Origin of the sequence: Planktotalea frisia (assembly GCF_001890925.1) — a bacterium.
GTDB classification, from domain to species: Bacteria; Pseudomonadota; Alphaproteobacteria; order Rhodobacterales; family Rhodobacteraceae; genus Planktotalea; species Planktotalea frisia.
The window spans coordinates 30,533-57,478 of the sequence record NZ_MLCB01000057.1 but is presented as its reverse complement, the minus strand read 5'-3'; the positions used below and the strand labels follow the sequence as shown (position 1 = coordinate 57,478).

The window sequence follows — 26,946 nt, the reverse complement described above, 5'->3', positions numbered from 1 at the left end:
ATAAAGAATATGAAATCCAAACCCGCAAACTCTCGTTATGAATGAGGGAGCCTAGGGGGGCAGGTCACCGGCCATTTCAGACAACAGCCCGAGATGAACCTGATAGAGCAAACCTAGAGCGAAGAAACGAACGAACGCTGTAATTCCAGCAAACGTATATTGCGCGAAAGTGCCCGACGTTCTTGCACAAGAAGCGCACGTTTCTCCCTGCTCTCTTCTGCGATCAAGCTGCGCTCTATCTCATCGATGCGGTACTGCGCTTGAGTAATCTCTTCGTTGAATGCGCGATACTCCAAGCCTTTCTCATTGGCAGCCCGTAGCGATTGGGTTTGCGTGGCAGGGCACACAGGACGCAACTCATTGCCCTTTTTCCCCTCTGAATAGGCTTTCGCAGGGACGCAGTACGCAGGCAGGCCACGTTGACGGCCCTTTTCCCAAAGGCTTTGCACAGGACGCACATCGCTTTTTTCACAAGCCTTTGCATGGCTTTGCAGATAATCGCTGGTACGCCCGTTGGTGCCATCTCGGAAACCGATTTCTTCCCAATTTCCTGTGAGGCACTCTTCTTTCGAGAGCGTGGCGCAGCCAGACACTGTGAATGAAAGCAAAAGAATGAGAACGACGCGCATAAGGGAATCCTTGGAGTTAAAGCTCGCCCCAACCTTGCAATCCGACACCTATGTTATGCAATAACACATCCCTCAAATGAAAAACCCCGCCCAAAGGGACGGGGTAACCAAACTCGATGACAAGCGTTTAGCCTTTTTTCAGCACACGATTGCCAAGCGTCTCTGCGATCTGCACAGCGTTCAAAGCAGCACCTTTGCGCAGGTTATCGGACACGCACCACAGGTTAATTCCGTTATCAATCGTGCTGTCCTGACGGATACGCGAAATAAACGTCGCATAGTCGCCAACGCACTCAACGGGCGTGACGTAGCCACCATCCTCGCGCTTGTCGATCACCATGACACCGGGGGCTTCGCGCAGGATGTCGCGGGCCTCATCTTCGTCGAGGAAATCCTCGAACTCGATGTTGATCGATTCAGAGTGACCCACGAACACAGGCACACGCACACAGGTCGCTGTAACCTTAATTTTCGGATCGACGATCTTCTTCGTTTCCGCGACCATCTTCCATTCTTCTTTGGTTTCACCACTATCGAGGAACACATCGATATGCGGGATCACATTAAACGCGATCTGCTTGGTGAAGGTTTTCGGCGGCTTGTCGTCGGTCGGGTTGTAGATCGACTTGGTCTGATCCCACAACTCGTCAGCGCCGCCTTTGCCTGCACCAGAAACGGACTGATACGTGCTGACGACAACACGCTTGATGCGCGCGCGGTCATGCAAAGGCTTCAGTGCCACAACCATCTGCGCAGTCGAGCAGTTAGGATTCGCAATGATATTTTTCTTGGAATACCCATGGATCGCCTCTGGATTCACCTCTGGCACGATCAATGGAACATCCGGATCATAGCGATAAAGCGACGAGTTATCGATCACAACGCAACCGGATTTTGCGGCCACAGGCGCGTACTTCTTGGTGGCGTCAGAGCCAACAGCGAAGAGCGCAATGTCCCACCCCGTGAAGTCGAACGTGTCCAAGTCTTTCGTCTTCAACGTTTTTTCACCAAAGCTGACTTCCGTACCCATGGATTTACGGCTCGCCAATACGGCCAGCTCATCCACTGGGAACTTGCGCTCATCCAGGATGTTCAACATTTCACGGCCCACATTACCGGTGGCGCCAACGACGACGACTTTATACCCCATCGGGTTACTCCTTTACGGGTTTGAAGACGTGCGGGCGCACATCAACGCGGCTGCTATACGCCTATCTTGAGCATTGGAAAAGGGGGGCGCGCACTGCGATAGAGCGTTTGTGACTTAATCGAGCCTGTCTTCGCAAAAAGCATAGATCGCAAGGCCGAAAACCAGCAATCCCCCATAGAGCAAAAAGATCGCATGATAGGGGTCAGCCGGGCTTAGCGTATCCGTTGATAGGCTGGCATGCATGCGGCCAGAGATCATCTGCACCAGCCCAACACCGCCAATTCCAAAGAGGTTCATCAACGTCACCCCCCGCCCCGCCAGATGCGCCGGCACGAACGCACGCCCATGCGCCATCATCAAAGGGAAAGACATGCCAAAGAAGCCAACAAGACTAAAGAGTAAGACAGCCTCCCAATAGCCGCTCGCAAGACCTAACCCCAATGCGAGGCAAGTCAGAGCGCCAAAACTATTGCCCCCAAAGATCGCCCATTTGCGCGTCCCCAGCAAACGATCCAAAGGCCCATAACACAGCGTCCCCGCGATCATCGCGCTCGCCATGATAAGCGACGCGGTGCCAGCATTGCCACCGAACACCTCAGTGACATACGGCCCGATCCACAAACCTCGGATCGCCCCTGTTGGCGCATAAGCAACAAACATCAGCGGAATGATCAACCACAGCGCAGGCATCTTCAGAAGCGTCAGAACAGAGCCACCCGCATCACTCTCGACCCTCTCAGGATCTTTGATCGCAAAGAACAATCCAATGGCGATCAAACCCGTAATAACAGCCAAAACCATCACCGTTTCGCGCCATCCAAACGCATCAACCGCGAGCGCGAGCGGCACAGAGCCCGCAAGATTGCCCAAAGATCCAACGCCAATCATCACAGAGGCAAGTGTGGCAAACATCGCCGCTGAGTAGACCCGTGCAAAAACGAAAAAGCTCGCCATCAACACGGGTGCACAACCGACCCCAATCAGTAGCATAGCGATATTTAGATGAAGCGGCGTATTCGCCATTGCAAAAACAAACGCACCTCCGGCACCACCAAAAAGCAAAAGCCAAGACGCTGTCCGCCGAGGTCCAAGCGTATCAAGCGCCCAGCCAACAGGGATTTGCATGGCCGCGAATGAAAGAAACCAAAGCCCCGATGCCATGGCCAAATCGTCCGGCGCTGCGCCTAGGTCAGCCCCTAAAACATCCGTCATGACTGCCAGAAAAGCACGGTAGAACTGACTTAGCACATAGGCCAAACTCAAAAGGAATAGACCCGCTCTCATCGCATTCTCACTTTTTCAGACGTCCTGAACTGAGTGTCAGAGAATTGATGCATCAGCAAGCGCCACTCTACGCTTCCTCTCTTTCCAAATATCCTGTGGGGGTCTGGGGGAGTGAAACTCCACCAGTTGGTCGGATTGCTTTAGCAATTCGAAATACATCAATTAGGTATTGTCTTCACCAAGCTTGGGCGACGGCCGATCCAGCGCAAGCTCTGCATCCGAAAACACATAAGGCGCGCGCACACCTGCGATGCCATCAAGCTCGATCTGCATACCGCGCGCTTTGATCTGGGGATCAGCCAGCATCTCACCCATATCGTTGATCGGACCTGCGGGCACACCATGCGCTTCACAAGCTGCGAGCAGTTCGATCTTGGACATCTGCAAGGTTTGATCTGTCAAAAGACGCGTCATCTCATCACGATTTGCGATGCGATCTGCGTTGGTTGCAAAACGTGCTTCAAAACCCATCTCCTCAACACCTAGCAACAAACATAACCGCTGGTACTGCGGATCATTGCCGGTCGCGATGATGATGTGGCCGTCACTGCAATCAAACACCTGATAGGGCGTCAAATTCATATGCGCGTTGCCCATCATGCCGGGCGCGTCACCTGTCGCGAGATAGTTCATCGCTTGGTTCGCGGTTACGGCCACCGCCACATCCAACAGCGCCATGTCGATGTGCTGGCCTTTGCCCGTCGTGTGACGTTGATGCACAGCTGCCAAAATACCAGACACGGCATAGACGCCCGTAAAGATATCCGTAATCGCAACGCCCGACTTTTGCGGCTGACCACCGGGTTCGCCAGTGATGGACATCAAGCCTGACATGCCTTGGATGATAAAGTCATACCCTGCGCGATGCGCATATGGGCCCGTCTGACCGAAGCCCGTGATCGAGCAGTAGATCAGTTCAGGAAATTCTTCCTTGAGCGACGCATAGTCGAGGCCGTATTTCGCCAAACCACCGGCTTTGAAGTTCTCGATCAGAATATCCGCATCTGCGATAAGCGCCTTTAACTGCGCTTGCCCGTCGGCGTTGCGAAAATCGATTGTCACCGATTTCTTACCGCGATTACACGCGTGGAAATAAGCGGCGGATGTGTCACCCTCTCGTTCTATGAACGGAGGGCCCCAGCGACGGGTATCATCGCCCGCTGGGGCTTCGACTTTGACGACGTCTGCCCCAAGATCTGAAAGTGTTTGGCCAGCCCAGGGGCCCGCCAAGATACGCGCCAGTTCCACGACTTTCAGACCTTGCAGCGGCGCGCTCATTCTGCCAGTTTTTCGTCAATGATCGCAGAGAAATCCGCGTAATTCATGTTGGAATATGGCTCACCGTTGATCAAGAAAGACGGCGTGGAGCGGATGTTGTCGCGCTCTGCGTTCTCTTGATACCAAGCGACCAACGCCTGCGCGTTGTCTGCATCCTCTAGGCAGGCATCAAGGGCGTCGTTATCAAGACCACCTTTCAGGCCAATCTTGCGCAGCTCTACAACAATCGCAGCTGGGTCGCCTGCACGTGACCACAAGGACTGCTCTTTATAAAGCAAATCCGTCATCCCAAAGAAGCGATCAGGCCCAGCGCAGCGCGCAATCATCGACGCCCAGAGACCGAAGCGATCAAAGTAGACTTCGCGATAGATGAACTTCACTTTACCTGTCTCGATATAGTCTTTCTTGAGGTCCTTGTACGGACCCGCGTGGAAAGAGGCACAGTGTGGACAAGTGTAGGATGCGTATTCGATGATCTCGACTTTTGCGTCCGCGTCGCCTTGGATCATGTCGGGGATTTCGCTCTCTTGAGCGGATGCCATCGTTAGGGTCATCATGACCGCTGCTGCGGCAGAAAGTAGGGTGCGAAGCATTCGGCTTCTCCTCAGGTTTTGGATTTGGTTAATACGTTTTGTGCCAGCCGCTCAAGGGCCATGCGCAAATCATCGCTTTTTACACCACCCGCAGATTGCGCAGCGGCTTGTTTGATCTCGGGTGTTGGCTCGGGTTTCTTTGGCGTCACTTCGCGTTCAAACACAGCGCGCCCTTCGGCAAAACCAACAGGTGCGGTCTGGGTTATTTTGATACGGCTGATCGCGTTGTAGCCATAGACCGCATTCACCTTGGTGCGAATTTGTTCCTTTTGCATCTCAAGAATTGGCGCATTCGATCCGGTTGTGAGAATTGTAAGCGAAGCGCCAAACCCCTGGCGACCATAACTAACATTCACAGGGCGTGCGATCGCTGCGATGTCTTCGCCCACGACCTCTTCCCAATGGGTCAGCAAACGCGATTGAGCAAAGCCACGCGACTCGGACGCTTTGCGAATGCGCTGCGTCAGCAGGCTCGATGTACGAGCGAAGCCTTTCGAGGTTGCACGGCGTTGCGCCATAGGGTTTGTCCTGCCTTGCATCTTGCGATTCTGGTCTATCTGAATTCCGGCCTATCTTAGAGTGCATGACGCAGGGTGCCAGCGAAACCATCCATTAAGGTATATAAAGATTGCGTGAACCAATTGATCCTTTGACGCTCTTGCAGTGGTATGATCGCCACGCACGCATCATGCCTTGGCGGGTTAGTCCCGGGGATCGCTGTGCAGGCGTGCGTCCTGATCCTTACCGCATTTGGATGTCTGAGGTCATGTTGCAGCAAACAACCGTAGCTGCCGTCAAAGAATATTTCGTCCGCTTCACGCGCCGTTGGCCGAGTGTCACGGATTTGGCCGCAGCGAAGGACGCGGATGTGATGGGCGAATGGGCGGGTCTTGGATATTATGCGCGTGCGCGAAATTTGCTGAAGTGCGCGCGCGTAGTTGCAGATGAATATGACGGCATCTTTCCAGACACCCACGATGAATTGCTGAAACTGCCGGGGATTGGACCCTATACCGCAGCCGCCGTTTCCTCGATTGCATATGATTTGCCAGAGACGGTTTTGGACGGAAACGTAGAGCGCGTCATGTCGCGGCTTTATGATGTGCACACGCCTTTGCCTTTGTCCAAGCCTGAATTGATGACGCTGGCGCAGGCTTTAACACCCCAAGAGCGCGCGGGGGATTATGCGCAAGCCGTCATGGATTTGGGGGCTACGATTTGCACGCCCAAGAACCCAGCATGCGGGTTGTGCCCTTGGCGTGATCCTTGCAAAGGGCGCTTGGCGGGGACGCATGTGGAATTGCCCAAGAAGGTTCCAAAGAAGAAAAAGCCGATCCGTTTGGGCATCGCATATATCGCGCGACGCGTGGATGGGGCGTATTTACTAGAGACACGGCCAGACAAGGGATTACTCGGTGGAATGCTCGGCTGGCCCGGAAGCGAATGGATCGAGGGCGTGCCTGTTGAGGCAGAGCCAATGAAAGCGCAATGGAAAGTGATCGAGGGCGAGGCGCGCCACACGTTCACCCATTTTCATCTGCGTTTGATCGTGAAAACTGCGCTCGTTCCGATGGATCGTTCACCTGATACCGGTGAATTTATGCCATTGGAAGAGTTTCGCCCGTCTGATCTGCCAACCGTGATGCGCAAGGCCTTTGATTTAGCGACAGGTGGCAGTAAAACGACGTCAAAAGATGCGCCAAGGAGCAGAGCCAAATGATTTCATCTGACACAGCCGCGAAAGTGCAAAGCGCTTTGCCGTTCTGGATTTCGTTCCTATTGATCCCTGCGGTCTGGCTGTCTGCCATTGTTGGCGGCTGGTGGGTGCTGATTATTCCTGTGCTTACGTGGTATCTGTTTTCGGCTTTAGACGTTGTGGGCGGTTTGAACCTTGAGAACGTTAATCCCAATACGGCGGACGAACATCTTTCGCTTTATGTTTTGCTGACGAGCCTTTGGGTGCCGATCCAGTTTTTAACCATTTTTGGGTTGATCTACTATGCGGGCCAAGCAGAGCATCTGGGCACTTGGGAAAAGATCGGGCTGTTCTTTAGCGTTGGTGCGGCGACGGGAACGATCGGGATCAACTACAGCCACGAATTGATGCATCAAAAGAACAAGCGTGAGCGTTTCTTGGGGGATGCGTTGCTTGCGATGGTTTTGTATTCGCACTTCCGTTCCGAGCATTTGCTGGTGCATCACCGCTATGTTGGCACTCCGCGAGATCCTGTGACGGCGCGCTACGGCGAAGGATTTCACCGCTATTTCCCGCGTGTTCTGCGCCAGTGCTGGCATTCTGCCTTTGGCGCAGAGAAGGCGATGTTGGCGCGCAAAGATTTGCCTTGGACGGATTTGAGTAATCCGTTCTTTCGCTACTGGGCTTTGCAGGTTGGTTTCATTGTGTTGGCGTTTTTACTTGATAGTGTGGCAGGGATTTTGCTGTTTGTCTTCCAAGCCTTCATTGCGATTTGGCAGTTGGAGCTGGTGAATTACGTCGAGCATTATGGTTTGACGCGTAAGCATCTAGGGGATGGCAAATACGAACATGTGCAACCGCGTCATTCATGGAATGCAGCGCATAAGGCGTCGAACTGGTTATTGATCAATTTGCAGCGTCACTCGGACCATCATTACAAACCGGACCGCCGCTTTCCACTTTTGCAAACCTACACAGAGGCAGACGCGCCCCAGTTGCCATACGGCTATCCGGTGATGACGATGGCAGCGATGTATCCGCGTTTATGGAAGAAGATCATGAACCCGCGCGTGCAGCGGTGGCGTGAGATGTATTATCCCGAGATCACGCAATGGCGTGCTTATAACAAAGCGTTGAACCCATTGCCCAAGTAGGGTTTGCGCCGCGTGCCGCGTCGCTAAGGGAGGGGGCCAGCCCCCTCTTGGCCAAAGGCCAATTCACCCCCCGGATATTTATGAAGAGAGGAAGCGAAGGCGTTTAGCTTTTGATTTCTGGTGGATTTGGGACGGCGAGGTAGTCGGCTTTGGATATTTTCACCAGTGATTTTAGGTGAAGTGCTGCTTTGTCGGCAGGATCCATACGTGTGATAGCGTTTTGAACAGCCGTGAAGACTTTGTCAGGATCGTTCCTTGAAGAAGTGATGAGCGGGAGGCCCGGAGTTGGGGCGGTCCACTCAAGCACACGCAGCTGTTTGGCAAAGGGTTCGTATTGCATAATCAAGCGCCATGTCATGCCATCCAGAGCAGCGATTTCAGCACGGCCATCAGCAACACAAGCTGCGGATATGTTATGCGAGCCTGTCTGGATGAGTTTGTCGAACCAGACACCTTTACCTCTGGCATGCGCATAAGGGGCGGCGTAGCCTGATTGCGAATGAGGTTGATTAAAAGCGAAGGTCGCGTCTTTGAAATCACGTAGGTCAGTGCGAGGATCATTTGCGCGCACGACGAAAGGACTGCGATAATAGCCTGCCGCGCAATCAGGAAGGCCGTAGTCGGGTGTGCCGACCAGCGTGACTTTGTCTTTCAGGCGTAAACGGTAGGGCATGCCACAGGTTTGGCTAAGGACCAAGTCTGGGTCTTCCCACACAACAAACGCAGACGCATTTTGGGACAGTTCTAAAGGGCTGTCCATGCCAACCGCAGCCAGTTCATCTCGGATAAGCATCCAATAGCGTCTGTGCGCCGCTTCGAGTTCAGGACGGGCGTACATCATAAGGCTGGCGATCATGTTTGCTCTCTCAAAAAGTGTCCAATCGAGGACATCCATAGAGATGCAGAGCCAAGGTGCAAGAGCGGGATTTTACCCGTTCAGGATAAGATCGCTCGCCTTTTCGCCAATCATAATTGCAGGGGCATTGGTGTTGCCGCTGACGATCTCTGGCATGATGGAGCAATCCGCGACCCGTAGTCCTTCGATACCATGCACACGTAATTTATCATCAACAACTGACATCGCATCGTTGCCCATTTTGCAGGTACCCGTGGGGTGATAGATGGACGCCGTGTTATTGCGCACCCAATCAAGCGTCTCATCATAGCTCTCCATATCGAGGGACGCATGCGGGCGGAACTCTTGGGAAATCTTGGAGGCAAGTGGTTCTTGTCGAGCAATCGTGCGCGCGATGTTCACACCTGCGACCGCGGTTCGGCAATCCGTCTCGGTAGAGAGATAGTTTGGGTGGATTTTTGGATAAGTCATGGGATTGCTGTCGGCGAGTTTGATTTCGCCTTTGGATTCGGGGCGAAGCTGACAGACCGACATTGTGAAGGCAGAGAATTTATCCGCACCTTTGCCCGGGTTTTCGGCGGACAAGGGCTGCACGTGGAACTGGATATCCGGCGTTTCCAAGTCTTCGCGGGTTTTTAAGAAGCCAGTCGCAAGGCTCGCGGCCATCGTCATCGGGCCAGAGCGGGACGTGATGTATTTCAGACCGATCTTGGCTTGACCAAAGAGCGAGCCGACCTCGTCATTCAGAGTTGGTTCATGGCATTTATAAACGAGACGCGCTTGCAAATGGTCTTGCATATTCTTGCCAACCCCTTTGAGCGGCGCGACGACTTCAATGCCGTGTTCTGCCAATTGCTCAGGATCCCCGATACCGGAGAGCATCAGAAGTTGAGGCGAATTGATCGCGCCGCCAGAGATGACGATCTCTTTGCGCGCGGAGACGATCTGATCTTTGCCGGAGCGGTCTTTGTAGCGGATGCCAGTGGCGCGCTTACCCTCAAAGATGATGTTCTGCGCTAGGGCGTGGGTGATGATCGTGAGGTTCTCGCGCGACTTCGCAGGACGCAAAAAGGCGGCAGCGGAAGAGCAACGTAGGCCATTTTTTGCAGTTAGCTGAAAAAAACCGACGCCTTCTTGATCGGCACCGTTGTAGTCGGGGTTGAACTTGTATCCTGCCGCTTGCGCCGCTTCGACCCATGCGTCTGTGATCGGTCGCTCTATGCGCATGTTGGAGACGGAAAGCTCACCTTGATCATTGTGAAACTCATCCGCGCCACGTTCATTGCGCTCAGATCGTTTGAACAGGGGCAGGACATCTTCCCAGCCCCAACCGACATTACCCATCTGACGCCAGCGGTCATAATCCTGTGCTTGGCCGCGTACATAAAGCAATCCGTTGAGCGAAGATGATCCGCCCAAAACTTTGCCGCGCGGCCATTCGATGGAGCGTCCGTTCAAACCTTCGTCAGGTTCGGTTTTATAGCACCAATCGACTTTTGGATTATGAATAGTTTTGAAGTAGCCTACTGGAATGTGGATCCAAGGGTTCGAATCTTTACCGCCTGCTTCAAGAAGGATGACTTTATTTTTAGGGTCTGCGCTTAGGCGATTAGCAAGTACACAACCTGCTGAACCAGCCCCTACGACGATAAAATCAGCCTCCACAATGAACCCTTTCGATATCAATTCAAAAAAACTCTATGCAAATTCGAAATTGTAAGCTAGCCTTTTTTTGAAACAAAACGTCTCATTAATTAGCAAACCGGGAGATAGCTATGAGCACAAGTAACAAAATCAATCACCTAACACGTCGGGACCTGTTTAAGGTCGCCGGTCAGTACGGCATGAGCTCGACGCTTATGGCTGCAGGTGCCTTCGGCGGCGCGATGAGCCTTGCAAACTTGGCTTCCGCAGCAGAATCCACATATGAAAAGCGCTTCGCAAAAGAGCCTAAGCACACGCTTAAGTTTGGTGCGGCTGGCTTTAACGCACGCAACCTTCTGATCGAGCGCGCTGGCGCTTTGGAATTCGCTCGTGACCTCGAATCACGCTCCGACGGTGAGATTCGTGTTGAGTTCATCGGCGACAACCAGATCTGTGGTCAGGTTTCTTGCGTTGAGAAATGTCAGCAGGGCATCGTAGATATCTACGCGGCGTCTACACAGAACTCTGCAGGCGGCGCGCCGTACCTCAACGTTCTGGACTATGCTTACCAGTTCCGTAATCGCGCAGACCAGTATCACTTCTTGTATCACCCAGAGTCCCAGCGTCTTTTGCGTGACCCATACGAGAAGCGTCACGGTCTGAAGTTCCTCTTCTCTCATGCTGAGCTTCGCGGCATCCAGCTGGGTCTGAAGTGGGAAGACAAAGAGACAGTCACATCTGTTGATCAACTTGCTGGCACGAAGAACCGTGTAACAGGTACACAGCTTGGCCGTATCGCCATGACTGCTATGAACCTGAACCCGGTTCCAGTTGCTTGGGAAGAGACGCTTGACGCGCTTAAGACAGGTCTGATCGACGGTGCGGAGACATGGTCTTCTGCGGTTGCTTACGCGAACATGGCACCTGTGGTGTCCCAGTCCGTATATCTCGACTTCTTCTGCGGTACAGAGCACACAGCAATGAACGCAGGCGTCTTTGACGGTCTGTCCGGCGAGTTGCAGGACGTTGTCATGGAAAGCTCTTACTGGGCACAGACACACGTTCAAGCGGCAAACGAAGCTGCGCTTGTGAAGACGGTTGGTGTTTCTGATCCGATCCTGCCAAACACGATCTTCGCGAAGAACAACGTGCGTAACGCGTTCCTCTCCAAAGAAGAGAAGCGTAAAGCAGAAGAGATGTGCTCACCCGAGTTCCAACCACAGTTGTGGGAAGAGTGGCGCGAGCGTCTTAACGGTTGGTCCGGTGGTCACGACACATACCAGGACATCTACAACATCTCCCGTGAGATCGACGAAGATACGCTTCCAGAGAACGTGGAACCACGTCGCTGGTGGAAAGCATAAGTCTAAAACGGCTTATCGACTAAACGGGCCGGTCCAAAGAAATTTGGGCCGGCTTTTTTGTTCCCAGAGCGCGAGAATGCGTCATAGTGGGCGAACTTAATTCATAAGGGAGGGTGCCAGATGTCAATCTGGTCGGACATGGTCACAATCGTCAGCGCGACGCTGAGTGGCGACATTACTTTCAAAACCGTACAGGCCTATCGATCTGAGGGCGCTTGGTTCGTTTTCGGGCCGTTGACGATCCTCGGTGCAATCGCGTTCTATTACCGCGAACGATTTGCAGAGCGTCTGGAAGAGCGGTTAGGCTATTCCGCTACTAAGATCACGCATCCGATCATTTCTGTTCTGTTGCTCATGGGAATGCTTGCGGCCTTCCTGCCTGCGATGAACAGCTTACTCGGTACGCTGACTTTGGGATACCTTCCGGTCTTGGTGGTCTTTGGCCCCATTCTTCTGATCATGTTTGAACGCACACCCGAGCGTACAATCGTGATTTATTGCTACATCATCATGGCTTCGATCATTTTCATTGGCGTGGTTCAGCGCTTTGTCTTTTCGGTACAAGTACCTTGGTCCACGACCATCCCACCGCTCTTGTTCATGATCATGGCTTGGTTCGGCGCGACGTTTAACATTCGCCTGCGCACACACCTGAGCTTTTCCGAATTCCGCACAAAGTTTGGCCCCAAAGGCCAGCTATTCTGGCTGACGTTCGACAACGTTCTTTGGCTGATCTTCTGCGTCATTCTCGTAACGACAATGTCACGCGGAACGGTAAACACTTATGACAACTTCGCCATCGTGCTTGGCACGGACGACACAATGCGCTGGTGGTTCGTTGTGACGATGCCTGTGTGTTTCATCCTGCTCTCTACGCGCGCTATTGAAAACATGGTCGAAGATTTCGCAAGATACAAAGCGGGCGAACAGCTCATCAAACAAGCTGTTATCGGGGGGGACGTCTAATGGAAGATTCAACTTGGATCACGATTATCTCTCTGGCCTGCACGTTCCTATTCATGATGGGAACGCCGGTTTTGCTGGTGATCTTTTACTGGGTCGTCGGCTGTAGCTTCGTTATTGAGTTAACACTTGATAACACAGGCGGCGAACTTCTGAACGTCTTCAAGGACGGTTTTGCATTGCTTGCGATGCCACTGTTCATTCTGACGGGAGACCTGATCAACAAATCAGGTATCGCCAAAAGATTGTCCGACTTCGCATATTCCTGCCTTGGCTGGATCCGTGGTGGTCTGGCGATGGCAGCGATTGGCGCTTGCGGATTGTTCGCGGCGATTTCTGGATCGAACTCGGCAACGACTGCAACCATCGGTTCAATGCTTCACCCTGAAATGGTCAAAGGCGGCTATGATGAGCGCTTCTCGGCCGCGACTGCTGCGGCGGGCGGTACGGTGGGTATCATTATTCCACCCTCGATCATCTTCATCGTTTACGGCTTCCTGATGAACCTCCCGATCTCTGATCTGTTCATCGCGGGTATCGTGCCGGGGGCCTTGATGGTTCTGGCCATGATGGCGACGTGTTTCGTCGTTTGCTCTATCAACGGTTGGGGCATCATCATTGCTCTGTCTTTCAAGCGTGTTTTGAAAACAGCAGTTGGCGCATGGCTCGGCTTCTTCGCAATCGGTCTGGTTCTTTGGGGGATTTACACAGGTAAGTTCTCACCCACAGAAGCGGCGGGTGTGACCGTTGGCTTTGGTATCATCGTGGCGCTTGCCAGCTATCCGCTGAACAAGATCATGGGCACCACGGAGGACACACCAATCGAGGAACGCTCCATCACATCGATGTTTGTTGTTGAGGGTTTCACACTGAAGGATATTCCATCAGTTGTGGTGCGCTCTGCTCAGATCTCTGGCATCTTGGCACCGCTGATTGCGGTCTCGGTTGTGATGCAGCAAATCCTGTCGCTCTTGGGCGCGCAGGAAGTGATCGGTGGCTTTGTAACAGGCATGGGTGGCTATTATCCGGTTCTGTTCACTGCGATGGCGATTGTGTTTGTGGCGGGTATGGTTCTTGAATCGCTCCCTGTGACGATCATTCTGGCGCCGATCTTGGCACCGATTGCGGCAAGTGTTGGCGTTGATCCGATCCACTTCTCGGTTATCTTCCTTGTGGGTGCATCTATTGGCTTCATCACGCCACCGTACGGTCTTAACCTTTACGTCGCATCCGGTGTGACAGGGGTTCCGTATTTCAGGCTACTGCGCTATTCCACGATGTACCTCGTGGCGTTGATCAGTGTTTGGTTCTTGGTCGCGCTTGTGCCAGATTTGGCCCTGTTCCTCGTACCAAACAGATAAGAGTATTGATGCCTGACGACTTTCAAAAAAACCAAGAGACGCAGATTCCTACGAATTTGCGCCTCTTGTTAGTTGTCGAAGAAATCGCCAAGGCAGGCACTCCTTTGAAGCCCATGCAGCTAAGTTCCGCGCTTGGGCTTCCTAAACCAACAATCCATCGACTTTTGCAAACCGCCGAGGCCGAAGGGTTTTTGCAGCGTGACTTGGATGGCCGCTCTTATGGTCCCGGTCCGCGTTTGCGCCAAATTGCGGTGCATACAATGTCATCCGAGCGCTTGCGCACAGGGCGTTTAGCAATTCTCAAATCCGTGGCTGAAGAGATTGGCGAGACCTGCAACCTTGCCACGCCAGATCGCGAAGGCATGACCTATCTTGATCGCGTCGAGACGAAATGGCCGCTACGCATTCAGTTGCCGATTGGCACTCAAGTACCGTTTCACTGCACGGCAAGCGGGAAAATGTATCTCTCGACCTTGCGCGATAGCACGTTGGAAGCAGTCCTGAACGCGCGCCCGCTCGAAGCGTTGACAGAAAAAACCATCGTAACAAGCGAGGCCTTGCGTCAAGAATTGGCTCAAACCCGCAAGCGTGGTTATTCGCAAGACGATGAAGAGTTCATGCTGGGCATGACCGCGATTGCGGTGCCCGTCATCGACAGCGCTGGCCGCTTGATGGCGACTTTGTCTGTCCACGCGCCAGAACAACGCCATGCGGTGACGGATTTGGTAAAGTTCCTGCCTGACCTGAAATCTGCAGCAGAGAAGTTGTCAGAGTTGCACAGCAATTAAGCCCTGTTTATCAGTTTTTCCCGAAAGCCGAAAATAGCAAAAGGGCAGGCCAAAACCCGCCCTTCCTATGTGTCAGCTCTGGCAATTAGTTTGTGCTGGACGTCGAACCACCACCTGATATCGCGCCCACGGCGACAATCGCGCCGAGACCAAGACCTATGGAACCGGCCGCACCTAGGCCACCAAGTCCAGTTGCGAAACCAGTGACTGGTGGAATGCCGACCGCTGCAGTCGGCGCTGGGGCAACAGCAACCGGCACTGCGCCAGTTCCAACACCGAACGCACCACCAGTCTCAACGACACCAAACGCTTGTGCATTTGCGCCAGTCGCAACGGCCAAGCCAAGAATAAGTGCAGGGCTAATTGTTTTAAAAAAACTCATGTGAAGTACTCCAAAAATATGTCGCGCCCCTGAACCGGAACGCATCCCCCAACTCCGTTTTCACACGCAATAGCGGCGTTTATGACACAACAACCGCTATTGCGTCAAATTAACCTTAACTGACAGGCGCTGCACCGCCTGCTTTAGTCGCTTTCGCGATGTAGTCTTTCAGATCACCCACGGCTTGGCCATCTGATTTTACAGGATTAGGCCGCGCTAGGATATCCTGCCAAACCCCTGTCGCACGGGTGTTTGCATCGATCGCTCCACGCTCTTGCCACGTGCCATAGTTAGAATAATCCGCAACGAGGGGCTCATAGAACTCCGTCTGATAGCGTTCCATCGTATGCGGCGTACCGAAGAAATGCCCGCTGGGCTGTACATCCGCGATTGCATCAAGTCCAAGATCCGCGCCCGCTGTTTCGCCAGCAGCGCACAGCTCGGCCACCATTTGCAGCACTTCCATATCCGTGATCAGCTTCTCGTAAGACACGGTGAGACCACCCTCCAGCCAACCAGCCGCGTGGATGATCACAGTCGCCCCCGCCATGAGACAGCCCCACGTGCCAAACTGCGTCTCATTGGCTGCCTGCACATCGTTGGAATTTGCAGCACTGCCTGAGGCAGAGCGCCAAGGCAGGCCAATCAACCGCGCGAGTTGACCCGCAGCCAGCGAAGCGCGGAAGTGTTCCGGCGTACCGAATACAGGCGCGCCCGACTTCATATCAACGTTAGAGGTGAACGTGCCGTAGCACACCGGTGCACCCGACTTGGTGAGTTGCGTGAGCGTGATCGCGGCCAGCGCTTCGGTATGGCTGAGCGTGATCGCCCCCGCGACCGTGATCGGCGCCATCGCCCCCATCAAGGTGAAGGGCGTAACGATAGACACCTGTCCCGCTTTGGCGAAATCAATGAGACCTTGCGCCATGGGGATATCAATCGTGCGCGGCGAGTTGGTGTTGATGATCGTATAGCACTGCGCGCCTGCGTGAAATTCAGCGTCGCTTAGCCCACGAAAATCGCGCAACATCTCAAAGCTTTGCTCGACCTGCGGCGTACCGCGTGAAAACACGAAAGGCACTTTATCCGTCAGCGTCATCTGCGCTTCCATCGTCGCGTAGTGGCGTAAGTGGATTGGAATATCCTGAGGCTCTATCAAGGGCGGAACCATGTGCAAAACGTCGAAATGTTGAGTGAGGCGCGTGAGGTCTTGGTAGTCACTCCACGTGCCGGGCCGACGCCCTTTGATGCGATCCGTCGCATGAGGTGCGCCTGCACCGGGTTGAAAGCATAGGTTGCCAAGTTCGAGCACAATATCGCGATCCCTTGCGCCACCCGCGACAGGGATCGACTTAGGTGCACTTGCGAGCGCGGCCTGCACAATATCGCGGCCTATGTAGACCATCTCCGTGCTTTCATCGACCTTTGCACCGCCTTGGCGAAACGTCTCGCGCGCGGCAGGGAGCAGGACTTTGACACCTAGATTTTCCAAAGTATCGAGCGCAGCTTCGTGCATCTTGGCGATATGATCATCGCTAAACGCCTTCATCAGTGGAAAGGGATTTTTCAGATTGCGGTAATCGGTTTTGCGTTTTGGCGCATCATCCGCCTGCCGCGCTTTGCGCCCTTTTCTCATGGGCGCATCGCCTTGCCTTTGGGATCGTAGGGCGAGGGCGCGATCACCTTCGCTGTGCGCTCCACACCGACGATATGCACGGTCAGGTCCATGCCCTCCGCCGCGCTTGCCACATCGACGAGACCCATCGCATAGGATTTGCCCATCGTGTGGCCATAGCCGCCAGAGGTCACAAATCCGATCTTGTTACCATCCTGCCAAATCGGCTCATACCCGCTGGCATCCGCACCGTCCGCTTCAATCTCCAGCGTCACTTGCACCTGCGCAGGACCATTGCCATCGCGCTCTGCAAGTGCTGCATCTCGACCGACAAAACCCTCTTTGTCAAAATCAATCCAACGGTCCATCGCGGTCATCGCAGGGGTGTAGCCTTGTGTGAACTCCGCCGACCAAATCCCGTAGGATTTCTCTAGCCGCAGGCTTAGCATCGCGTTGAAGCCGATCTCTTTGATGCCAACATCTGCGCCCGCTTCCAGCAAGGTTTTGCGCAAAGTTATGTGATCGCCCATGCGGCAGTGGATTTCATATCCAAGCTCACCTGTCACCGACATACGCCCAACCTTGCAGCGCAACATTCCGATATCAAATGCACCACAGCCCATGAAAGGCAAATCGCCCACAGGACCATCAGAGAGCTTTTCAATCACCTTGCGTGCGTTCGGTCCAGAAAGCGAGAAACCACACACCTCATCGCCCAAGTCACGCACCTGCACATCCGCGCCCATGTGATCATCAAACCAACGCATGTGCCAACGACGCAGATAGTAGCTGCCCATGATCCAATAGGTTCCATCGCCCCAGTTAAAGAGCGTAAGGTCCCCTTTGAGACGACCATCCTCGCCCAGCGCGACCGCCAAACGCGAACGGCCAGCCTCTGGGAGTTTGGTCGCGAAAATGGTGTTCAGCCACGCCTCTGCACCCGCACCCGACACTTCGAAACGGGAAAAGCCTGAAATGTCCAACAGACCGACGTTTTCACGCACAGCTTTGCATTCAGCAGCGACAATGTCGAACGCGTTAGAGCGTTTGAGCGACGGCGTTTCTTCGAACCCTTTGCCCCCGAAATAGAGCGGCACTTCGAGGTCCCAGCTTTGCCCCCACTGGCATCCCGCCTCGGTCATATCTGAATACGCTGGTGCCATCTTCAAAGGACGTCCCGCTGGCAATTGCTCGTTCGGATAGGTCATTATAAAACGGCGCGAATAGAACTGGCCTGTGGTTTCTTTGATGTACTGTTTGTTCTCTGCAAAGACGCCGTAGCGCGCGACGTCCATGCCGTAGACATCCGCCTCTGGCTCGCCATTGATGATCCATTCCGCCAGCGATTTTCCGACACCGCCACCCTGCAAAAAGCCCGCCATGACGGCGCAAGCCGTCCAATAGCCGCGTTTGCCGGGAACTGGACCGACCAAAGGATTTCCGTCGGGCGAGAAGGTGAACGCGCCGTTCACCCATGTTTTGACACCGACATTTTGCAAATCAGGGTAGCGTTCAAACCCCATGATCAGCTCTTTTTCGATGCGATCTGTGTCTTCTTTCTGAAGCTCAAACCCGTATTCCCATGGTGCGCCGTCCATCATCCAATGTTCGTGATCCACCTCATAGATACCAAGCAAAAGGCCCTTCTGATCCTGCCGCATGTAAGTAAAACCCTCGAGGTCGACGGTCATGGGCACCTCGAAATCCAGCTCTTCGAGCTTGGGGATCGTGTCGGACACAAGGTAGTGGTGGTTCAGCGGCGAGACAGGCAGTTCGATCCCTGCCATGCGTCCGACTTGCTTGGCCCAAAGACCCGCTGCGTTAACGACATGTTCGCAATTGATCGTGCCTTTTTCGGTCACAATCTCCCAGCCTTCTAACGTTTGATTCAACTCCAACACGCGATTATGCTCGATCACGTCTGCGCCGTGTTTCTTGGCCGCACCCGCATAGGCATGGACTGTTCCGGTGGTATCGACATACCCCTCTCGATCCGCCCACATACCGCCGAGCAAGCCCTCACCCGACATGATCGGGTTCAGTTCAACCGCTTCTTCGACGCTCACCAAACGGCAATCTTCGATCCCGATGGATTGGAAGGTGCGATAGGCGGATTGCAGCCATTCCCAGCGATCCGGCGTGCCCGCCATCGTCAGACCACCTGTCATGTGAAGCCCGATGTTCTGACCGCTTTCCTTTTCAATCTCGCTCAGCAGATCAATCGTATAGGCCTGCAATTGCGCGATATTCGGGTCCGCGTTCAGCGCATGTATACCGCCCGCTGCATGCCAAGATGACCCCGCCGTCAAAACAGAGCGTTCGATCAGGCACACATCAGACCAGCCCATTTTCGCAAGGTGATAAAGAACCGACGTTCCAACGACGCCGCCACCTATAACGACAACTCTGTAGTGGGATTTCATGGCATGGCCCTTTCACGCATCTTCTTTCGCGTTCATGTTCGAAGGTCGCGCGCTTCTGCTCTGACCCAAAACCGACAAAAAGCGTCGCTAAGTCTTTCTCCAAGCTTCTGGCGTCTGGCCGCTCCACCCACGAAACGCGCGAAAAAACGCGCTCGGTTCTGCATACCCCAAACGATTGGAAATCTCGCTCACGGGCAGATGGGTTTCGCGCAGCAACGTCTGCGCGCGCTCTCGTTTGAGGTCAGCCTTCAGGCTGCGATAACTGTGCCCTTGCTGCAAAAGCTGACGACGCAATGTCGCTGCGGAAATATCGAGTTGCTTGGCGAGATGAGGCAGCGTTGGCCACTCCATCGGTTCCGTCGCTTTCAGCACTTTCATCACCGCACTTACAGTGCCTTCATCGAACTTATATCCAATCAAAAACGTCCCTGGTGCAGCGCGCAAGAAACGCTTCAGGGCAGCGTCGCTCCGGTTCACTGGACGCTTGAGATAACTCGCGTCAAAGCGGAGGGCACCGATGGGGGCTTTAAACACAACCGGCGCGCCAAAAAACTGGCGATAGTCCTTTTTGTGCCAAGGCGCGATGCAAGTAAAACTGAGCGATTGCAGAGGGATACGTGCATCGGCAAGCCAGCATGTTAGACCGTGCAGGATAACCCAATAGGTACGATACGCGAACGCGCTGCGATCTGTACGACTGTCGTGGAGCGTAATCTGTGCTGTGCCTTGGGTGACATCGAGTGTGCCATATGGTTCATCAATCGCGACTTTCAGAAATCTAAGCGCGCGTTGCAAAGCGACCTCAACTGTAGGTGCGGTGCGCACCGCATGTGCCATCAATGTGAAACTTCCAGGCCGCATGGGACGTGCGGCGTTGCCGAAAAATTCATCATTCATTGCGTTCGCGATCCCAAGCCACAGGCGGCCAAACGCCTCTGGACTAACCTGTCCTCCACTAGGTGCATCGATCTGTGCTTGTGTTAAAAGTGCGTTGATATCGACATTGCCACGCCACGCGCAATCCAGCGCTTCACTGACAAATGCGTTAGAAATGAAACCCTCAGACATGTGTGAATCGCATGGTATTATAGCTCACTCATTTGGAATTAATTGATCATAGTTTGCCACTTTCACCTCGTCTATACTCTTTCTAAACACCGCAAAGGAAAAGCCCCATGAGCGCCATTGATCCAATCGTCATCGTCTCAACAGCACGCACGCCAATGGGTGGGTTTGAAGGCGATTTCGCCTCTGTCACCGCGGCGAGACTCGGCTCTGCGGCGATCAAAGCAGCAGTCGCACGCGCTGGGATCGCGCCCGAAGATGTTGAGGAAGTCGCCTTCGGCAATGTCCTGAGCGCGGGTCAAGGCCAAGCGCCGGCACGTCAGGCCGCATTGGGCGCTGGCCTGCCTTTAAGCACGACCTGCACAACGCTCAACAAGATGTGTGGTTCCGGCATGAAAGCCGCAATGTACGCGCATGACATGCTGATCGCAGGCTCTGCCGATGTGGTCCTTGCAGGCGGAATGGAGAGCATGTCAAACGCGCCCTACCTTTTACCAAAAGCGCGCGCAGGACTGCGTATGGGGCATGCGGAGTTAAAAGATCATATGTTCTTTGATGGGCTAGAGGATGCTTATGACAAGGGACGCTTGATGGGCACCTTCGCAGAGGATTGCGCAGAGAGTTATCAATTCACCCGCGAGGCGCAGGATGATTATGCGTTTGCCTCGCTTGATCGCGCAATTGCGGCGATCGAGGGTGGGTATTTCGATGTAGAGGTCACACCCGTCACGGTAAAATCCCGCAATGAAGAGGTGCTGATAAGAACCGATGAACAACCCGCCAAAGCCAAGCGTGACAAAATCCGCAATCTGCGCCCGGCCTTTCGCAAGGATGGCACTGTGACGGCTGCCAACTCTTCCTCGATCTCTGATGGTGCCGCTGCGATGGTCATGATGCGCGCCTCCGAGGCTGAAAAGCGCGGCCTTACTCCCCTCGCCCGCATGGTGGGCCACGCGAGTTATGCGGACAAACCAGGCCTGTTCCCAACAGCGCCCATCGGCTCGCTCACGAAACTCTCTGAGAAAACCGGTTGGGCCTTGCAAGACGTGGATCTGTTCGAAATCAACGAAGCTTTCGCAGTGGTTCCGATGGCCGCGATGCACGCGCTCGACTTGCCCCACGACAAAGTTAACGTGCACGGCGGTGCTTGCGCCCTTGGTCATCCCATCGGTGCTTCGGCCGCGCGGATCATGGTGACGCTGATCGGTGCATTGCAAGCAAAAGACATGAAACGCGGTATCGCCTCCGTCTGCATTGGCGGTGGCGAAGCAACAGCAGTCGCCTTGGAGATGATGCAATGATTTTGAACGAAACGCAGGACGCGATCCGCGACATGACCCGCCAGTTTGCACAAGATGTGCTTTGGCCCAGCGCACAAGCGCGTGACCGCTCTTGCGAATTTCCTCGCGCAGAGATTGATCAAATGGGTGAGTTGGGCCTCATGGGGATGCTGGTTCCCGAAGAATACGGCGGCTCTGAAACAGGCGCGGTGGCCTACGCTTTGGCGCTCGAGGAAATCGCAGCTGGTGATGGGCCTGTGTCCACAATCCTATCGGTCCATAGCTCGGTTGGCTGCGTGCCAATCCTGAACTACGGAACAGAGGCGCAAAAGCAAAAGTATCTCCCCAAATTGGCGAGCGGCGAATGGGTCGGTGGTTTCGCGCTGACGGAACCCCAAGCTGGCTCTGACGCGTCCAACCTTCGCACGACTGCGGTCCGCGACGGGGATCACTATGTGCTGAACGGGGCCAAACAATTCATCACTTCGGGTAAGAACGGCAAAGTTATCATCGTTTTCGCGGTCACCAACAAAGAGGCAGGCAAGCGCGGCATCAGCGCCTTTATCGTCGAGACCGACACGCCCGGGTATGAGGTTGTACGCGTCGAAGATAAGCTGGGGCTGAATTGCACTGACACTTGTCAGTTGGCCTTTAGCAATATGCGTGTTCCTGCAGAAAACCTTTTGGGCGAAGAGGGCCAAGGCTACAAAATCGCCCTCGCCAATCTGGAAGGCGGGCGTATCGGTATTGCCGCCCAAGCCGTTGGCATGGCGCGCTCTGCTCTTAAAGTTGCGCGTGACTATGCGACAGAGCGCACATCTTTCGGCACTGCGATTGCGAACCACCAAGCCGTTGGCTTTAAACTGGCGGACATGGCAACCCAAGTCGAAGCAGGTCGCCAACTGGTCCTGAACGCAGCCGCGCTAAAAGAGGCGGGTATCCCCTGCTTGAACGAAGCGTCTATGGCGAAACTCTTCACATCTGAAATGGCAGAACGTGTCTGCTCGGATGCGATCCAAATTCATGGGGGATACGGTTACTTGTCCGACTACCCTGTGGAGCGCATCTACCGCGATGTGCGCATCTGCCAAATCTATGAGGGAACCAGCGACATCCAACGCCTCGTCATCGCACGCAATCTAGATCAGGTCGCCTGATCTTCAGGCTTGCTCGGCTCTTCATCTGCAAGCTTGTCAAAGGCGCGTTTCATATCCTTGAGCCTGGTGCTTGCGGTGCGCGTCACATGGGTGTCGGCCGCAACAATATGCCCGCCTTTGATCAAAGGTTGGGCTGCTTTCGCTATGCCGCCAAACAAAGGGGCGCGGACAACACCATTCGCTACCATACTTGCATAAAGTTCTGCTGCCGCTGCCTTTGAAATACCCAGCTGTTGCGCAAGCAATGCGGGTGATGCCCTGTTCTGAGCCCGCGCAATTGCGACCGCCCAAGCATAAAGCGGTCCAGTTTTCGCGGCACTTGCAGCTTTAGCGGCTGCAGGTAGTGGAAGCGCTGCTGCAACTGCGCCGCCAATGAGTGTGGTGTTAAATGTACGTCTATCCATTCCTACTAGATAAGCATGATCCAAAGTAATTGCGAGTCATTCGCAAAAACTTCTTCCTCTCTTCAAAAATATCCTCGGGGGTCTGGGGGTGAAATCCCCAGCCGGTCGGATCGCTTTAGCGATCCGAAAAACCCTAAAGCACTTTGATAACGTCTTTATCAATCGCCAGCATATATCCCTTGCGCGCGATATTCTTTACCAACAACTCGCTCACCATCTGATTGCCAAGCCCGTCGCGCAAACGCTTGATCCGCGTGGCTCCTGCCGCTTCTTCACAATCCACGGTACTGCGACCAGAAATGACCGCCTCGATCTCGACACCAGTCATCACGTCATCATCCATGCGCGCCTCGGCCAAGACCGACAAAGTCTCCATCGCGGCATCTGTCAGCTTGAAACCCATATTATTGAGATACACCGTCTTCTCCTCCCGAGAGATCAAAAGCGATGATACTTGGATGCCCGAGCGTTCAATCTGCGCCATGCGGCGGTTCAATACTATAAACATCACCAGAAACACGACAGCTGCGATGAGCAATGACGTTGCAAAGAGCAACAGAACGAAAATCACGAAACGGTAGGATGCAAGCGTTTCCGAAAACGACGTGCCCGATTGTGCCAGAATCTCCAGAAGCTTGATCTCGGCCTGACTGCTTAAGTCGTCGTTCTCTATGAAGATCTGCTCAACCCGCAGATTGAATGCATTCGCATCTGGCAAGTTCGCAAACAAAATGATCGCTGCGAAAAACAAAATACCGACAATCGCCGCCAACCCAATGACGACGATCCGGTTCCCTGTGCGCCGCGAGTCGGCTGCTGTCGCTGTTTCGTCTTGCAAAGCCGATCTCCTAATTAGTTTTCGGAGACTGACAAAACCTTGAGCAATGTCCAGCCCCTTGCAGCCAGTTGCGCTTTTACTTTGTCCTCAGCCGCTGCAACCGTGCAAGGGCCAGCGACAGTCAAAGAACTATGTTCAAGGCGCAAAGGGTTGTCCTGCTTGGCTTTATAAACGGCAGTACAGTCGGCCAAAGCAGCGCTTGCTAAAAGCGAAAGCGCAGCAGCCAGAGCGAGGGGAGTGATGCAATGTTTCATGACACTCTAGATGCGCCGAATAGCAATGTTTTTCAATAACATTGAGCGTTTATAGGCATGTTATCGGATAACACTGCGATGATATTGCCTGCCAGAGGGGGGTGCCCCCAGTTTGATCCCATCAAGCCCGCCAATCACTGGAAGGCATCAAACAAGTCAGGATCAAACACATGCACCGTGCTTTTATTTCTACAGTTGTTGCAACCGCTCTCGCTTTCACAGGCATCACTTCGAGCATGGCACAAGCGGGTGAATACCGTTACGTGCCAGCGCCGCAACCGCGCAGCCATAACCATGTCGATCCAGTTGCTGCAACAATTGCAGGCATCGCAGCCTTGGTGATTGTCGGCAAAGCGATCGAGAACAACAAGAAACACTCCACCAAAAATCATCGCAATGAAAAAGACTATGCACGTCCACAAGTGACCCATAACCAACAAAAAGCGCAAAAGCGCGGGCACGGAAACGGCCACAAAAGCAATCGTGGACATGGCTCAAAACGTCAAAACGCGCATCGTTCGCAACGAAACAATTGGTACGACAATGATCGCCGCGGTCACGGCGCTCGCAATGGTCAAAACGCTCATCGCCAGCAGCGCGCGCGTAACAACCAGCGTGGGTATGAGTGGCACCGTCACGGCAATGGTCACGGTCACAAGCACCCACACGGCCCACGTCACCACCGTGGTCGTCACTAATATCACTTGAGCAGAGCTTGGCTGCGCCACATGACAGCCAAGCATCAAAGGAAGCGCGCAGCCGGACATGGCTGTGCGCTTTTTTCGTTTGCCCTTTTGGCTTGGTCGCAAGCGGTGTATCTTTTGACCTCTCATCTCCTTTCGAAAGCGATCTCTGGTGACGCACCATTCCTTGCTAGGTCCCGACTATTCCTTTGAGCGCGCAGCACAGGCGCGCGGCTTGTCTTTGGTCGCAGGTGTTGACGAAGTCGGACGTGGTCCGCTTGCGGGGCCAGTTACCGCTGCAGCTGTGATTCTTGATCCGGCGCATATTCCCGAGGGCTTGAACGACAGCAAAAAGCTGAGCGCAAAGAAGCGACAAGCGTTGCATGACGCACTTTTGCTTTGTGCGGATGTGAGCATCGCCCATGCCTCTGTCGAAGAAATCGACGATCTGAATATTCTGCGTGCATCTCATTTAGCGATGGAGCGTGCTGTGGCAGGGCTGAAACAACGCCCTGATCACCTTCTGATTGATGGAAACATGATTCCGCGCGGATTAACCGGATCATCCGAGGCCATTGTGAAGGGCGACAGCCGATCTGTGTCGATTTCGGCTGCCTCAATTGTGGCCAAAATCTGTCGAGATTATGTCATGTGGGATTTGGCGCAACACTACCCTGGATATGGCTGGGAAACGAACGCGGGTTACCCGTCCAAAAGTCACAAGTCTGCATTGGAAAAACTTGGGGTAACCCCACACCATAGACGTTCGTTTAAACCTGTACACAACATCTTGTATCAAGAAAAATAACTAACCTATTGTTTAGAAAAAGAATTTGACCCCGAATCAGCTTTGACTCACATTGGGTCTCAACCACAGAGCGAAAAATCGCCGGGACATGAGGCACGATATGACAGACCAAAAACTAGCGCAGGCGCACGCCGCGCTTCCGATTAATACGATTCAATCTGGTGATTGCGTCGAGGTGATGAACAGCCTGCCAGAGAATTCGATCGATCTGATCTTCGCCGATCCCCCCTATAATTTGCAGCTCAAAGGCGAGCTGCACCGCCCCGATAACTCCCGCGTTGACGCGGTTGACGATCATTGGGACCAATTTTCCTCGTTCGCCGCCTATGATAGGTTTACCCAAGACTGGCTTAAAGCGGCACGCCGATTACTCAAACCCAATGGGGCAATTTGGGTAATCGGTTCTTATCACAACATCTTTCGGGTCGGCTCTGCACTGCAGAACGAAGGCTATTGGATCCTGAATGATGTGGTTTGGCGCAAGTCGAACCCGATGCCGAACTTTCGCGGCAAGCGTTTCACGAATGCGCATGAGACAATGATCTGGGCCTCAAAGTCAGAAGGTGCAAAGTACACGTTCAACTATGAAGCTTTGAAATCCTTGAACGAGGGCATTCAAATGCGCTCCGACTGGGTTCTGCCGATTTGCACAGGCCACGAGCGTCTCAAGGATGAAGCGGGCGACAAGGCCCACCCAACGCAAAAGCCTGAAAGCTTACTTCACCGCATTATTGTCGGGTCAACCAATCCCGGCGATGTGGTTCTTGATCCTTTCTTCGGCACCGGAACGACGGGTGCCGTCGCCAAAATGTTGGGTCGCGAATATATCGGGATCGAGCGCGAAGAAGCGTATCGCAAAGTTGCGACACAGCGCATCAAGTCTGTGCGCAAATTTGATCGTGAAGCGTTGCGGGTGTCTACGTCCAAACGTGCAGAACCACGTGTACCGTTTGGCCAGTTGGTTGAGCGCGGCATGCTGCGTCCCGGTGAAAATCTCTACTCTATGAACAACCGTCATAAGGCAAAAGTGCGCGCAGATGGCACGCTGATAGGCGACGATGTCAAAGGCTCTATCCATCAGGTCGGCGCAGCGCTTGAGGGCGCACCAAGCTGCAACGGATGGACCTATTGGTCTTACAAGCGCGATGGTAAAATGGTTCCGATAGATCTGCTACGTCAGCAAATCCGGTCCGAGATGGCTGAAAAGCCCAGTTAAATAAGACCACATTTTTCAAAGAACACCGCCGGTGCCTGTGTCCTGACTTCGCAGCACCTAC

At 53.8% G+C, this 26,946-nt stretch carries 26 protein-coding genes; 11 read left to right on the top strand and 15 right to left on the bottom strand.

Annotated elements, in window-relative coordinates; translation table 11 throughout:
* Positions 1-113: 113 nt before the first annotated feature.
* The 6 genes from PFRI_RS03430 to PFRI_RS03405 form a co-directional block, all read right to left on the bottom strand.
* Positions 114-629, bottom strand: coding sequence for a DUF2799 domain-containing protein (locus tag PFRI_RS03430; RefSeq protein ID WP_072629344.1), 516 nt, complete (start codon positions 627-629; stop codon positions 114-116).
* A 127-nt stretch (positions 630-756) separates the two neighbouring features.
* Positions 757-1,779, bottom strand: a complete 1,023-nt coding sequence (locus tag PFRI_RS03425; RefSeq protein WP_072629343.1) for an aspartate-semialdehyde dehydrogenase — start codon at positions 1,777-1,779, stop codon at positions 757-759.
* 114 nt (positions 1,780-1,893) lie between these two features.
* Positions 1,894-3,063, bottom strand: a complete 1,170-nt coding sequence (locus PFRI_RS03420; RefSeq protein WP_072629342.1) for an MFS transporter — start codon at positions 3,061-3,063, stop codon at positions 1,894-1,896.
* A gap of 162 nt (positions 3,064-3,225) precedes the next feature.
* Positions 3,226-4,341 carry a CaiB/BaiF CoA transferase family protein gene (locus PFRI_RS03415; RefSeq protein WP_072629341.1) on the bottom strand — a complete coding sequence of 372 codons (1,116 nt, stop codon included), beginning with the start codon at positions 4,339-4,341 and terminating at the stop codon, positions 3,226-3,228.
* Complete coding sequence (locus PFRI_RS03410; protein ID WP_072629340.1) at positions 4,338-4,934, bottom strand: DsbA family protein; 597 nt, start codon at positions 4,932-4,934, stop codon at positions 4,338-4,340. The genes PFRI_RS03415 and PFRI_RS03410 overlap by 4 nt, the downstream gene beginning before the upstream one ends.
* Before the next feature lie 11 nt (positions 4,935-4,945).
* Positions 4,946-5,452 (bottom strand): DUF721 domain-containing protein, encoded by a 507-nt coding sequence (locus PFRI_RS03405; protein WP_072629339.1) that lies wholly within the window; start codon positions 5,450-5,452, stop codon positions 4,946-4,948.
* Between the two features lie 110 nt (positions 5,453-5,562).
* Between PFRI_RS03405 and mutY the strand changes: the two genes are divergently transcribed.
* Entirely contained in the window at positions 5,563-6,654 is a 1,092-nt protein-coding gene (mutY, locus tag PFRI_RS03400) for an A/G-specific adenine glycosylase (RefSeq protein ID WP_072629338.1), read from the top strand.
* Positions 6,651-7,784 (top strand): alkane 1-monooxygenase, encoded by a 1,134-nt coding sequence (locus tag PFRI_RS03395; RefSeq protein ID WP_072629337.1) that lies wholly within the window; start codon positions 6,651-6,653, stop codon positions 7,782-7,784. Before mutY ends, PFRI_RS03395 begins: the two co-directional genes overlap by 4 nt.
* A 103-nt stretch (positions 7,785-7,887) precedes the next feature.
* Here the strand turns inward: PFRI_RS03395 and PFRI_RS03390 are convergent, their stop codons facing one another.
* On the bottom strand, positions 7,888-8,640 hold the full coding sequence (locus PFRI_RS03390) for a phosphate/phosphite/phosphonate ABC transporter substrate-binding protein (RefSeq protein ID WP_072629336.1): 753 nt from the start codon (positions 8,638-8,640) through the stop codon (positions 7,888-7,890).
* Between the two features lie 72 nt (positions 8,641-8,712).
* Positions 8,713-10,305 carry a GMC family oxidoreductase gene (locus PFRI_RS03385; RefSeq protein ID WP_072629335.1) on the bottom strand — a complete coding sequence of 531 codons (1,593 nt, stop codon included), beginning with the start codon at positions 10,303-10,305 and terminating at the stop codon, positions 8,713-8,715.
* Between the two features lie 110 nt (positions 10,306-10,415).
* On the opposite strand from PFRI_RS03385, the gene PFRI_RS03380 reads away from it, so the two are divergent.
* From PFRI_RS03380 to PFRI_RS03365, 4 genes are all read left to right on the top strand, one after another.
* Entirely contained in the window at positions 10,416-11,648 is a 1,233-nt protein-coding gene (locus PFRI_RS03380) for a TRAP transporter substrate-binding protein (protein ID WP_072629334.1), read from the top strand.
* Between the two features lie 120 nt (positions 11,649-11,768).
* A complete protein-coding gene (locus PFRI_RS03375; RefSeq protein WP_072629333.1) occupies positions 11,769-12,614 on the top strand; it encodes a TRAP transporter small permease in 846 nt (281 codons plus the stop codon).
* The gene (locus tag PFRI_RS03370; protein ID WP_072629332.1) at positions 12,614-13,972 is read left to right on the top strand and encodes a TRAP transporter large permease; all 1,359 of its coding nucleotides are present in this window, start codon (positions 12,614-12,616) and stop codon (positions 13,970-13,972) included. The genes PFRI_RS03375 and PFRI_RS03370 overlap by 1 nt, the downstream gene beginning before the upstream one ends.
* 8 nt (positions 13,973-13,980) lie before the next feature.
* Positions 13,981-14,760, top strand: a complete 780-nt coding sequence (locus tag PFRI_RS03365) for an IclR family transcriptional regulator (RefSeq protein WP_072629331.1) — start codon at positions 13,981-13,983, stop codon at positions 14,758-14,760.
* Positions 14,761-14,845: 85 nt separating this feature from the next.
* Here PFRI_RS03365 and PFRI_RS03360 read toward each other — a convergent pair whose 3' ends face one another.
* The 4 genes from PFRI_RS03360 to PFRI_RS03345 form a co-directional block, all read right to left on the bottom strand.
* Positions 14,846-15,142, bottom strand: coding sequence for a hypothetical protein (locus PFRI_RS03360; RefSeq protein WP_072629330.1), 297 nt, complete (start codon positions 15,140-15,142; stop codon positions 14,846-14,848).
* A gap of 115 nt (positions 15,143-15,257) precedes the next feature.
* On the bottom strand, positions 15,258-16,778 hold the full coding sequence (locus PFRI_RS03355; protein WP_072629329.1) for a trimethylamine methyltransferase family protein: 1,521 nt from the start codon (positions 16,776-16,778) through the stop codon (positions 15,258-15,260).
* On the bottom strand, positions 16,775-19,180 hold the full coding sequence (locus tag PFRI_RS03350) for a GcvT family protein (RefSeq protein WP_072629328.1): 2,406 nt from the start codon (positions 19,178-19,180) through the stop codon (positions 16,775-16,777). The genes PFRI_RS03355 and PFRI_RS03350 overlap by 4 nt, the downstream gene beginning before the upstream one ends.
* A gap of 87 nt (positions 19,181-19,267) precedes the next feature.
* Entirely contained in the window at positions 19,268-20,248 is a 981-nt protein-coding gene (locus PFRI_RS03345; RefSeq protein ID WP_072629327.1) for an AraC family transcriptional regulator, read from the bottom strand.
* 107 nt (positions 20,249-20,355) lie between these two features.
* Here PFRI_RS03345 and PFRI_RS03340 point away from each other — a divergent pair, with 107 nt between their 5' ends.
* Entirely contained in the window at positions 20,356-21,546 is a 1,191-nt protein-coding gene (locus tag PFRI_RS03340; RefSeq protein WP_072629326.1) for an acetyl-CoA C-acyltransferase, read from the top strand.
* Complete coding sequence (locus PFRI_RS03335) at positions 21,543-22,682, top strand: acyl-CoA dehydrogenase family protein (protein ID WP_072629325.1); 1,140 nt, start codon at positions 21,543-21,545, stop codon at positions 22,680-22,682. The genes PFRI_RS03340 and PFRI_RS03335 overlap by 4 nt, the downstream gene beginning before the upstream one ends.
* Here PFRI_RS03335 and PFRI_RS03330 read toward each other — a convergent pair.
* From PFRI_RS03330 to PFRI_RS03320, 3 genes are all read right to left on the bottom strand, one after another.
* Positions 22,670-23,086: a hypothetical protein gene (locus tag PFRI_RS03330; protein WP_072629324.1), complete on the bottom strand. Its 417-nt coding sequence runs from the start codon at positions 23,084-23,086 to the stop codon at positions 22,670-22,672. The genes PFRI_RS03335 and PFRI_RS03330 overlap by 13 nt on opposite strands.
* 133 nt (positions 23,087-23,219) lie before the next feature.
* The gene (locus PFRI_RS03325) at positions 23,220-23,924 is read right to left on the bottom strand and encodes a winged helix-turn-helix domain-containing protein (protein WP_072629323.1); all 705 of its coding nucleotides are present in this window, start codon (positions 23,922-23,924) and stop codon (positions 23,220-23,222) included.
* A 14-nt stretch (positions 23,925-23,938) separates the two neighbouring features.
* The gene (locus tag PFRI_RS03320; protein ID WP_072629322.1) at positions 23,939-24,178 is read right to left on the bottom strand and encodes a hypothetical protein; all 240 of its coding nucleotides are present in this window, start codon (positions 24,176-24,178) and stop codon (positions 23,939-23,941) included.
* A 170-nt stretch (positions 24,179-24,348) separates the two neighbouring features.
* Here PFRI_RS03320 and PFRI_RS21065 point away from each other — a divergent pair, with 170 nt between their 5' ends.
* The 3 genes from PFRI_RS21065 (at position 24,349) to PFRI_RS03300 (ending at position 26,885) form a co-directional block, all read left to right on the top strand.
* Positions 24,349-24,876, top strand: coding sequence for a hypothetical protein (locus tag PFRI_RS21065; RefSeq protein WP_139292079.1), 528 nt, complete (start codon positions 24,349-24,351; stop codon positions 24,874-24,876).
* 172 nt (positions 24,877-25,048) lie between these two features.
* Positions 25,049-25,669 (top strand): ribonuclease HII, encoded by a 621-nt coding sequence (locus PFRI_RS03305; RefSeq protein ID WP_072629347.1) that lies wholly within the window; start codon positions 25,049-25,051, stop codon positions 25,667-25,669.
* 100 nt (positions 25,670-25,769) lie between these two features.
* Complete coding sequence (locus tag PFRI_RS03300) at positions 25,770-26,885, top strand: site-specific DNA-methyltransferase (protein ID WP_072629319.1); 1,116 nt, start codon at positions 25,770-25,772, stop codon at positions 26,883-26,885.
* The last annotated feature ends 61 nt before the right edge of the window (positions 26,886-26,946 follow it).